This window comes from Flavobacterium xizangense, assembly GCF_054075145.1.
The window spans coordinates 251,493-262,625 of the sequence record NZ_JBSIPG010000005.1 but is presented as its reverse complement, the minus strand read 5'-3'; the positions used below and the strand labels follow the sequence as shown (position 1 = coordinate 262,625).

The 11,133-nt window shown below is 32.3% G+C and carries 10 protein-coding genes; all 10 read right to left on the bottom strand.

Translation table 11 applies throughout. From position 1 onward, the window contains the following. Positions 1-130 precede the first annotated feature (130 nt). Entirely contained in the window at positions 131-1,753 is a 1,623-nt protein-coding gene (locus ACWA1B_RS14410) for an LVIVD repeat-containing protein (protein WP_456908026.1), read from the bottom strand. 203 nt (positions 1,754-1,956) lie between these two features. Beyond that, positions 1,957-2,475 carry a hypothetical protein gene (locus tag ACWA1B_RS14405; RefSeq protein ID WP_456908024.1) on the bottom strand — a complete coding sequence of 173 codons (519 nt, stop codon included), beginning with the start codon at positions 2,473-2,475 and terminating at the stop codon, positions 1,957-1,959. Between the two features lie 194 nt (positions 2,476-2,669). Further along, positions 2,670-4,502 (bottom strand): hypothetical protein, encoded by a 1,833-nt coding sequence (locus ACWA1B_RS14400; RefSeq protein WP_456908022.1) that lies wholly within the window; start codon positions 4,500-4,502, stop codon positions 2,670-2,672. Positions 4,503-4,584: 82 nt separating this feature from the next. Continuing rightward, positions 4,585-5,685 (bottom strand): AI-2E family transporter, encoded by a 1,101-nt coding sequence (locus ACWA1B_RS14395; protein WP_456908020.1) that lies wholly within the window; start codon positions 5,683-5,685, stop codon positions 4,585-4,587. Positions 5,686-5,793: 108 nt separating this feature from the next. Then, positions 5,794-6,324, bottom strand: a complete 531-nt coding sequence (locus ACWA1B_RS14390) for a mechanosensitive ion channel domain-containing protein (RefSeq protein WP_142448731.1) — start codon at positions 6,322-6,324, stop codon at positions 5,794-5,796. Positions 6,325-6,334: 10 nt separating this feature from the next. Continuing rightward, positions 6,335-6,919 (bottom strand): Maf-like protein, encoded by a 585-nt coding sequence (locus ACWA1B_RS14385; protein WP_456908018.1) that lies wholly within the window; start codon positions 6,917-6,919, stop codon positions 6,335-6,337. Next, positions 6,912-7,838, bottom strand: a complete 927-nt coding sequence (locus ACWA1B_RS14380) for a geranylgeranylglycerol-phosphate geranylgeranyltransferase (protein ID WP_456908016.1) — start codon at positions 7,836-7,838, stop codon at positions 6,912-6,914. Before ACWA1B_RS14380 ends, ACWA1B_RS14385 begins: the two co-directional genes overlap by 8 nt. Positions 7,839-7,923: 85 nt before the next feature. Beyond that, positions 7,924-8,451 (bottom strand): KdsC family phosphatase, encoded by a 528-nt coding sequence (locus ACWA1B_RS14375; RefSeq protein WP_456908014.1) that lies wholly within the window; start codon positions 8,449-8,451, stop codon positions 7,924-7,926. Next, positions 8,435-9,196 carry a Rossmann-like and DUF2520 domain-containing protein gene (locus ACWA1B_RS14370; protein WP_456908012.1) on the bottom strand — a complete coding sequence of 254 codons (762 nt, stop codon included), beginning with the start codon at positions 9,194-9,196 and terminating at the stop codon, positions 8,435-8,437. The genes ACWA1B_RS14375 and ACWA1B_RS14370 overlap by 17 nt, the downstream gene beginning before the upstream one ends. A gap of 238 nt (positions 9,197-9,434) precedes the next feature. Further along, positions 9,435-11,120 carry a glycoside hydrolase family 28 protein gene (locus ACWA1B_RS14365; RefSeq protein ID WP_456908010.1) on the bottom strand — a complete coding sequence of 562 codons (1,686 nt, stop codon included), beginning with the start codon at positions 11,118-11,120 and terminating at the stop codon, positions 9,435-9,437. Positions 11,121-11,133: the final 13 nt, after the last annotated feature.

Sequence of the window (11,133 nt, the reverse complement as noted above, 5' to 3'; positions counted from 1 at the left end):
TTATTGATTTCCTTTTTTAAGAAAAACTACTCCACAAAAAAAATGCCATCAGATTGTCTCCGACAGCATTTTTTTAAAAGAATTGATTTAATAAATTAAATCAGGTGGTATTTCTTAGGATTACAGAAAATTATTTCAATTTGTTTTCTGTGTCTTTGTACGTTCCAGTAATTGTAACGCCACTATTTTTAGTCACTTTTCCGTAAATCGTAATCGACGAATTGTTTCCAATAAAATTAATTTTTGCACCGCTGTTCAATCTTAGGTCGCCCCAGATTACTACAGAACCTTCAACTTGCAGTAAAGCATTGCTGTTGATAATAAGTTCTGTTGGGTTTGATTGCTGGTATTTTCCTTGTGCCAAAGTTCCAGTCATATTAAAAGTTCCGCCGCTGTTTAAAATCAAAGTATTTTGAACAGAAATTGATCCACAGTGTGTTAATACACCACCAGAATTTACAATTATAGAATTGATCGCTGTTGAACCATTATATGATTTTACTTCGTTTGAATTCAAAATCAGATCTTTTCCTTGATTGTAAACTCCGTAAGAAGAACAATTTGCGAAAGTTGCATTTGGTTTTTCCATCTTAATGATTTTCAAACCGCCTTTTCCGCTCGCAACATAAATATAGTCTCCGTTAGATTTTACATAGTTTGATGAACCTGTAATTCCAACAGTTCCAACCAAACTTAATGAAGTTCCAGATTTGTAAACATTTAATCCTGCAGCTCCGTTTGCAACAAAAGCATATCCATCGTTTACAGAAACTGCATTGGTAACATTGTCGCCTCCAGAATAAGCTAATCCAATTGTTTGAAGCTTATAACCACTGTTGATATCATAAACGCCTAAACCATTGTATCCTTCAGAAACTAATAATTTTGTTCCGTCAAAATCGATTGTTCTTTTTGCAGCACTCACATCAGTACTTGTTACAAAAGATTTTTGAAGAGCAAGAGTTGATTCGTTATAAATATTTACACCTTTCTTTCCGCTTAAAGTTACAATTTTGTCGCCAGTAAGAGCTAAAGTACGTAAATCCTCTACAGCTACTTTTGAAGTTACTGCTTTTGTAGAATTGTTAATTTTAAACAAACTTCCTGTATCTCCAGTTACAGCAAAATAAGAAGATGAATTTGCTGTGACATCAGTTGTTGCATGGCTTTCAAGTTTTGTTACTGTATATTTATCTGTAAGCATTCCAGAGCTTAATTGCATATTGATTACAATTGCTGGATTTGTCAAAGTTGCATCTTTGTCAATATCTTTTGCTCCGGCGATAATTAAATTTCCGTTAGAGTAAGTAAGAGAAGTAATATCTGTATTAGCAATTAATGCCGATGTAAGCAATTTTGGCTTATAAGGATCTGTAACATCAATAACATCAATCGCTCCAGAATAAGCTTCTCCCATCATTGTATAGGCCACATAAGCATAATTTCCATTTACAGCAACATGATTTGCTTGCAAAGTTCTACCGTTACCATCTGTTGGAGGATTTATTTCTGCAATTTGAACCATAGGCAAATCAGTTGTTGACTGAGTTGCTAATCCTTTTGCAGTTGAAGTGTTAGTGATTGAGATAACTCCAGAATTAGTATAATCAAGTCTTTGATTTAAAGAAGTGGCATCAGAAGTAATTGTAATACCATTTCCAGCAGATTGATCACTAGAATTATCATCGTTGTTGTCACAGGAAATAAAAAGTGATAAAGTTAAAAAGGCGCATAGATAAAAGTTGTTTTTCATTATCAACTGAAATTTAAAATAATGTGCAAATATAAGTTACAATTATATCAGGATAAGACAATTGTTATAAATATAATTGATTCTTGTATTATTTTTAAATATTACGTAATAAATTAACAAATTCAGATTCTACAATACATGCATAAAAAAAGAGTATCAATATTTTTGATACTCTTTTGTGTTGAAAATTAGATATTTAGCAATTATCTTCTTCCATGTCCGCGGTGATCGTCGTGATCATCATGGTCGTGACGATCATGTTTGTCATGGTGTTTGTCGTAATGTTTGTCATAATGTTTGTAATCTCTGTGATCATGACGGTCATTATATCCATAAACAGGTCTTGGTTTGTATGGTCTTTGAGGCGCTCCATGATAACCTCTGTAATATTTTACTCTATGACGGTCAAAATATACGTAGGGAGTTCTTCCGTGGTAATCAGTTAAAACTACTTTATAGCCTCCGTATAAATCATAATTTCTATATTGTCTTGGCAAGTAAGTGGTTCTAACCCATCTTCCATCTCCAAAATAAATAAACTGTGAAGCTCTAACATCATAATAAGCTTCAATGTCTGGCAAATAATAATATTCCATTTCAGAATATCCTGCAGGTCCCCAAGCTGGTGGTGTACCTATATTTACATTAATTGATACTTGGGCTTGCGTGGCATTTGCAACCAAAAGGAATAATCCGGCGATTGCTATTTTTAACGTTTTCATTTTTTTTAAAGTTTTAATGTTACTCTTGCTAAGTAATATTCATATACTGTGCCAAAAATAAAAACCAAATGTATTTCGTCGGATAAAATTAGCAGTTCAACGAGTTCGAAAGTGCTAAATTTATTATAATGGTTTGATTTTCAAAATGTTTTGTAAGGTTTAAAAAAAGATAAAAAAAGTAAAAAAAAATCTTTTTATTTATAATCAACAATTCTTGGCTTTGACAGCTCAAAGTTCATCAATCCAAAATCTGTTGTTTCAAAAGTATTGGTTTTGAAAACATTATCTCCTTCAAATGGAATTGTAGGGTAGTAGGACAATGATAATTGAAAAGAACTGAATACTAAGTAGTCGTTACTTACTATTACACCGAGCGTAAATTTTGAATAGGCTTTGTTTCTGCCCATCGCATTATTTGGACTTCCTAAAACGGCTACAGAATAGTTGAAAAATGGATTTAGACGAAAACCCAAAAGCGCATTTGGTGAATAGGTCTGCGTCTGAAGGGATAATATCATTTTGTTGGTTCCGTAAATGGCGCTGTTGAAACCAGCCAAACCATTATCTTCATTTATATTCAATTGATCGCCGATTATATCTTCACGATTGATGCCAACTACCATTTTTGGATTCACAAATTGTCTTAATTTCCAAGTTCCAATACTATAAAGCTTCGTAAAATAATTGGTTTCTACTGAAAATGCTGTTTCGTAGGTTTTTGAATCATGAAAAAAGGTTCCGCCTTCAAAATTAGCACTCAAAAAGCCTAACCTATAATAATTTCCAAATGAAAACTGACCCCCAACATAAGGTCTCCACATTTGATTTTTGTATTGATACCCCAAAGTAACGCCATAAATTCGGCCAATAGGAACGTCTTCGGTCTGGCCATTTCTAAAGATATAATTGTCTTTGATGAATTTACGCGTATTGATTCCAATTCCGGATAAAATAAGCTTTTGATCGGAATAGAAATGAGTTGGATCGTATAAATCTGTTGGTGTTTCGCTATAATTGACATTCAGAAATCGACCCGAAACAATTAGATTGGTTATTCCTTTGTCTTCGTCTTCAAACACTTTAGTAGCTTTTCCAGCCCAAAAATCCTGAAAATTATATTTGAAAGGCTGATAAGCATAAGACATATCTGGGGCCTGCAAAGTATCTTTCCTAAAGTTCTGTCCAACATAAATTCCGCCAGCCCATTTGGTTAAAGGTGAATAAAACAATCGTTCGATATTGATGCTTTTGGTGTAATTGTTATCAAGATCCATTTTATAATTCAATGTTGTCCCAATATAAGTATTTTTAATATTTGGAACCGTATAAGTAACATCATTACCATTTGCACCATCGCTAAAACGATTGGTAAAACGATATTCGAGCTGCTGGCCAGATCCAAAGAAATCTTTTTCCTTGAATCCAACGGAAACTTGATTACTGGAAATTGAAAATCGCGGAATCGTACTCCATGAATCTAAAACCCTGATAGTAACATCAACAGAATCTGATGCTGCTCCGGCTAATTGGTGTGTAATCCGAACTGCCGTTACATATTTTTGAGATCGAATTAAACGCTCGGTTTCTTGAACTTTATAACTGTCGTAAACACTATTCCTTTTGAATAAAAGTAAATTGTAAATGGCAATTTTTTTGGTTTTTAAATGAAGACGATTCCCTGTTCGTTCCCCCCAATTTTTTGGTGTTTGAGCTGTATCTGTAACTGAATGCCCAAATGGATCTAGCGTAACGATGTTGATTTTACGGATGATTTTGCCATCATAATTTGATGTGTCGGTCGGTATTAGGAGTTCTTCTTTCTTTTTTGGTTTATTAGTTCTAAAAAAGAGTTTGTGCATGGCTTTTGTGAAATTATTTTTTTTTGAATAATTTCGGATTTTGTCATAAACCTGAGTTGAATCTTTTTTTACTGTAGGATCTTTTTTTGTTTTATCTGACTGTCCGTGAATGCTTTGTAAACAAAAGCAAAACAATAGAAAAACGACTATTTTTTTGTTTAGAAGCATTCAGATTTTTTTCAATTTTAAACACAATTTATAACATGAATATAAGCTAATTATCAGTGCTATTTTTAAAATTAACTGTTTTTTAGCTTACAATTTTAGATTTTCGGACCCTCCATGTAAATTTTCTAGGTACATGATTCCCCATTAAATAGCCCCAGGCTTCCATTGATTCTATTCGGTCAAAAATTATTTTTAACATAGCCAAAAGTGGAATTGCTAGAAACATTCCAGAAATCCCTGCCGCTGCACCACCAATGATAATTCCTATGATGGAAACAAAAGCATTAATTTCAACTTTAGAATTTATAATCAACGGAACTAATATATTATTGTCAATTAGCTGAACAATAATATTCACGATTAAAATTCCTAATATAATTGAGGTTTCTCCAGTTCCGGTTAACGAGGCTAAAACTGTAATTATTCCAGCAATAAATATTCCTATATAAGGAATAAGATTTAAAAGTCCGGTTATCAATCCTAATAAAATGAAATATTTTACTCCAATAATCCAAAGTCCTAAGCTTGTTAAAACGGCCACTGTAGTCATTTCTAATAAAAGTCCTACAATATAATTGTTTATAGAAACTTTTATTTGAGATAAAATATCTTTTAAAGCCGAATGATTTTCTTTGTTGATCAATTTGGCTAAAAAAAGAATAAAATGATCTTTATAAATTAAAAAAAGAAAAGTATAAATTGGAATTATAGTGCAGTCTAAAAGTAAATCGGTTATGGAAATCAGTGCTGAACCTATTGTTGCATTTCCGTTTTTAACCGAATCTTTCGTTACATTATCGATGTATTTTTTTTGTTCGCCAATGCTGACATTAAAGTTATTTTTTATGAATTTATGAATATCGACAATGAAGGCATTTGCATTTTTTTTGATGGTGTCAAAATCATTAGCCATGTCTGTTACTTCATAAGAGATAAAAACTAAAATCCCAATAATAAAAGCAGCAAATGTTAAAACACAGATAATTGCAGCGAGATGTCTAGGGAATTTTAATCTTACATTAAAAAAGGTAAAAATCGGCAGTAATAAAACAGCAAATAAAAAAGCCATGAGCACTGGTGTGATGACATCTTTTGCAATGCAGAAAATATAGGCAAACGAAATCAAACTGATTAATATGCAGGCAAGTTTTGCATAAAAAGGTAATTTTATAGGCTGAGTCATTTTTGTGAATTTTGAATAAACGTAAATTGGCTAAACAAATATTACACTTAAAATCAGTAATTCTGTTTTAGGTTTTTTAATTTACGTTATAAAATTCCCATTCAAAATTTAGTCAAAGAACTCTTTTTCCTCGTATTGTACCGGCATTATTGAGATTCCTTTTTGAAGCAAAAGATTATTTGGAAAAATAATCCGTTCGCCTTCTTTGGTTTTTAAATTCACATGAAAAGCACTGATATCTTCAATTTCAGCTTCAATAGGAAAATCTTTGTCATGGATTTTTATAGTATCTCCGATTCTAAAAGGAAATGAAAAAAACAAAATCATTCCGGAAGTTATATTGCTTAAAATTGACCATTGCGCAAACATAGCGACACCAATTACAGTTGCAATGGAAGAAACAGTGATAAAAATATCCTTAGTGTCGACGCCCCAAATTACAATCAGACTAATAGTAACCAATATATTCATTAAAATATGAACATATTTAATCACCAGATTTGTTCTGTGCTCTAATAATTGACTGCTGCTAGCATAACGTCTGATTAGTTTTGCAACGATTATTCTTAAAGCAACTAAAATTAATAGAAGAATAAGAGTCGCAAATATTTCCTGGCTATATTCTTTAAAAGAAAACATAAGATAATTTTTATACTAAAGTACTCAAATATTCATAAACTTTAGCAGTCGGGAGCCCCATAACATTGGTGTAAGAGCCTTCAACTTTTTTAACAGCCATAAAACCAAACCATTCCTGAATACCATAAGCTCCGGCTTTGTCATAAGGTTTGTAATTTTCAATATAATACAAAATGGCTTCGTCTGATAAATCGTTAAATGTTACTTTTGTAACATCGTTTATCACGGTAGAAGTATTTTCTGTTCTAAAACAAACAGATGTAAATACTTCGTGTGTTGCATTAGACATCGATTTAATCATTTCAAAAGCTTCTTCAGCATTTTTTGGTTTTCCTAAAGCTTTATTTTGATGCCATACAATCGTATCGCTAGTGATCAGTATTTCGTTTTCTTTTAACTCACCATCAAATGCACTGGCTTTCAATGCTGCCAGATAATCTGTAATTTCAGCAGCTTCTAATTCAGGCGGATAAATTTCTTCAATATCTTTTAATCGGATTTCAAAATCAAGATCCAAATCTTTAAAAAATTGCTGTCTTCTTGGTGATCCTGAAGCCAGAATCAAAGTATATTTTTTTAATTTTTCTTTAAGCATTGTACTTGATGTTTAATGTAATTACAAGAATTGATAAAATTCCGAAAAGCAAAATGAGCTTTAAAACGGTACTCAAATGATGGAATTCTTTTTGAGTTTTTGCTGTAAAAATTTTTACAATAAAATATAATAGGGGGGTAAGAACAAAGGCAAAACTATATAAAGTGGCAATATAAAGTTTGTTCTGCATGAAATAAGTATTGATATAAAGTAGAGACAATATAAATGGAATTATTGCAAATCCTAAAGCGATTTTTGCGGCTCTGCTAATTCCAATTGCAATTGGTAAAGTGTTCATTCCTTGATTATAATCACCATTTACATCTTCAATATCTTTAACTATTTCTCTAATAAAATTAATCATAAATGCAAAAAGAGCGTAATCGATCAAAATCGAAAAAAGACTTGCCATTTGCGCCTGATTCTCAGCGTTTGTTGCAGGAAATAAATCAAATATTCCAATAATAATAACGCTTAAAGCCAATAAAAGAGCTACGATAAAGTTTCCTAAAATCATGATTTGCTTTAAACTTGTAGAATAAAAATAAAGCAAAGACGCAATCAAAATAAAAACTGTTGCAAAACTCGGTCTCAAAATGACATTTGACAAATAAAAACCAATAGCAACACCAGTAATATTCAGTCCGATATAAATATTATAGGCTCTTGCTTCAGAAATTCCTTTGCCGATAATAACGTTATTTGGCTTATTGATTGAATCTGTTGCTACATCTAAAATATCATTAATCACATAACCTGCAGCTGCTAATAAAACAGTGCTTAAAACCAATAATCCGTATTGCCAGTCGGCCAAAGCTAATGGAATATTTTGCTGTTTTAGAAAAGCATAACGAAATAAAACCTGCATAAAAGCAAGCATCAATAAGTTTTGATATCGAACGAGTTTTAAGTATTTCATTTTTTTTAAGGTTCTAAGTAGCTTGGGGCTAGTTGCTAAATTTTTTATATAATTGATTAATTAACAATTCACAATTAATAATTATTTAATCGTGTTTTCCATTAAAATATTCCATCCATTTTCCTTGTACTTTCATTACTTGCTCAATAACGTCACGTGCAGCGCCGCGTCCGCCTTTTACATGCGAAATATAACGGCAAATATTTTTGATTTCCGGACTTGCATCTTGTGGGCAAGTTGGCAATCCTACTAATTTCATTACGTGAAAATCTGGAATATCATCTCCCATGTAAAGCACTTGTTCTGGTTTAATATTATTAATATTTGTATATTCTTTAAAAGTCTGAACTTTATCAGGAGTTCCCAAATGAACATCTTTAACACCTAAATTGTTTAAACGAATACGAACGCCTTCATTGCTTCCGCCAGAAATAATACAGACATGGTAACCGCTTTCAATTGCGGCTTTCATTGCATAACCGTCACGAATGTTCATTGTTCGAAGCATTTCGCCTTCATTGGTTACAAAAACGGAACTGTCTGTAAGTACACCATCAACATCAAAAACAAATGTTGTGATGTCATTCATTATTTCTTTATAACTTTTTGCCATTATTTTGAATAGATTGTGTGAGTATATTATAAATGTTTTTTTGATTTTCGTTGGTTAAAAACGCTAAATGCGCTTCTATAGTATTAGAATCGTTTCGTTTTGCTGGTCCGGTTTGTGCATCGATTGGATCCAATGTATTGATTTTTTCAGCAGTTTCCTGAATCAAAGGTTTTAATACTTCAAAAGGAACACGGTGTTCATCACAGATTTCTTGTCCAATTTGATACAAATGATTCGTAAAGTTATTTACAAAAACGGCTGCGACATGCAATGCTTTTCGTTGCTCCGAATCAATTGCAAAAACGGCTTTTGAAATGGATTGTGCAGTTTTCTCTAACAAATCAAAATCGGCACTATTTTCTGCTTCCAAACACATTGGAATTACAGAAAAATCAACGGCTTTGTTTTTTGAAAAAGTCTGAAGCGGATAAAAAACACCTCGTCTGTTTTTGGATTTTAAAATATCAAGCGGCGCAGCGCCAGAAGTATGAACCACAAGTTGATTTTGAAAAGATAATTGTTGTGAGACTTCACCAATTGCATTATCAGAAACGGCGATGATATATAAATCTGCTGGTTTTAAGTTAGTTAAATCAGTTGTGATTTTATCTTCATTAATAAGAGGAACTAAAACTTCTTTTTTTCTAGAAAATACCTGCACAATTTCGACAGCTTCACTTTTTGTGAAAGCCTTGACTAAATGTTGTGCAACATTCCCAGAACCAATTATCGATAGTCGAATCATAGCACAAAATTAACATTATTTTTTTGAAATAGTCGTTTGGTTTTTAATTCGTTTAAACTAATCAGAGACTGATTTTACTGATTTGTTTCACAAAAACGCGGATTTAAACGGATTTTTTTAATTATAAAAAATCCGTTTAAATCCGCGTCTTCGCGATAGCGAATCAGTTTCATCTGCGTTCAATATGAACTTTTTGGTCAAGAATTTTACGCTGATTTACACCGGTGATTTAGTCTTTTTAGAATTTCACAGCACCTTTTGGAACCGTTTCACCAACATTGATTTTTTTAGATAAATCAAAATTTGGATTTGAAACAAATTCTATATTCTTACTTACTTCACCATTAATTGAGATGGCTTTCTCTGATTTTGAATTGAACTCAATATTCTTGAAAGACATGTTTTTTCCGTTGTAAATTTCGAAAATTTCTGGTTTCTGAATGTCTAATTTGACATTGCTGATTTTAATTCCATTTGCATCAATTATTGAAAAACCATTTTCTGCTTTTGCAGTTAAGTTTGAAATTTCGATATTTTCAAGATTCACTTCAGGCAATCCTTGCAAAAATACAGCTTGATAAGCACCGGCGATTGTAATGTTTTTAATTGAAATATTCTTGAATTGCGGTGTTTCTACAGTCACTGGCATCATTTTGTTGGCTACTTTAGTTCCGCCTTCAGCCAATGTTTCGGCAATAGATTTTCCTCCATAATATAAATCGAATGAAATCGCCTGAGAAGGAATATCCGTCATATAAATATTTGAAATAAAAATATTTTCAACAATTCCACCACGTCCGCGTGTACTTTTAAAACGAAGTCCAACATCAGTACCCATAAAAGTACAATTTGAAACATGAAGGTTTTTAACGCCTCCTGACATTTCGCTTCCTACTGTAACACCGCCGTGACCATGATATACAATATTATTTTTAACAATGATATTTTCGCACGGAATACCGCGATCGCGTCCATCCTTATCTTTTCCAGATTTAATGCAAATGGCATCGTCACCAACATCAAAACTTGAATTTTCTATTAAAACATTTTTGCAAGATTCAACATCAAGTCCGTCGCCATTTTGAGAATACCAAGGATTTCTAACCGTCAAATTTCTAATAATCAAATCTTCTACCATTAATGGATGAATGTTCCAGGCTGGTGAATTTTGAAAAACCGGACCATCAAAAAGAACTCTTTTACTATTTTGAATGCTTACCATTACAGGACGAAGAAAATCATGGATTTCTTCAAATTGTTCTTTCGTTTTTAAATCAAGACGTACATTTTGATCGGCTCCAACAGAAGCTTTCATAAAAGTTTCAGATGGATACCAGCTTTCTTTTTTCTCATTTAAAACACCGCCCGAAGCAACAAACTTTTTCCATTGGCTTTCGGTTAATTTGCTCTTTTTTACTTGTCTCCAAACTTCTCCAGAACCGTCCCAAACACCACTTCCAGTAAAAGCTACGTTTTCAAGATTTTTACCATAAATAGGAGAGATGCAGCGCCATGTATTCAAACCTTCAAAACTGGTTTCAATAATTGGATACAAACTTTTATCTGTCGAAAATTTAATCAAAGCACCAGTTTCTGCATGAAGTTCAATATTACTTTTCAAAATAATCGGACCTGTAAGCCAGATTCCGGGAGGAATAATCAATTTTCCGCCTCCTTTTTTTACAAGAGCATCTATAGCATCGGCGAAAGCCTTTGAATTTAAAATATAACCGCCACTCACGGCACCAAAATCTTTTAAGTTGACTGTATTTTTAGGAATTACAGGCTCTTTTACTTTTTGCATTTTAAACTCAATATCAGTGTAAAAAACATTTGATTTTGAATTTTGTGCAAGAGTTTTGGAAGACCATCCAGAAACAAAAAGTGCAAGAAAAAGGATAATGTTGATAGTTTTGGTTTTCATTTTAATTATTTTG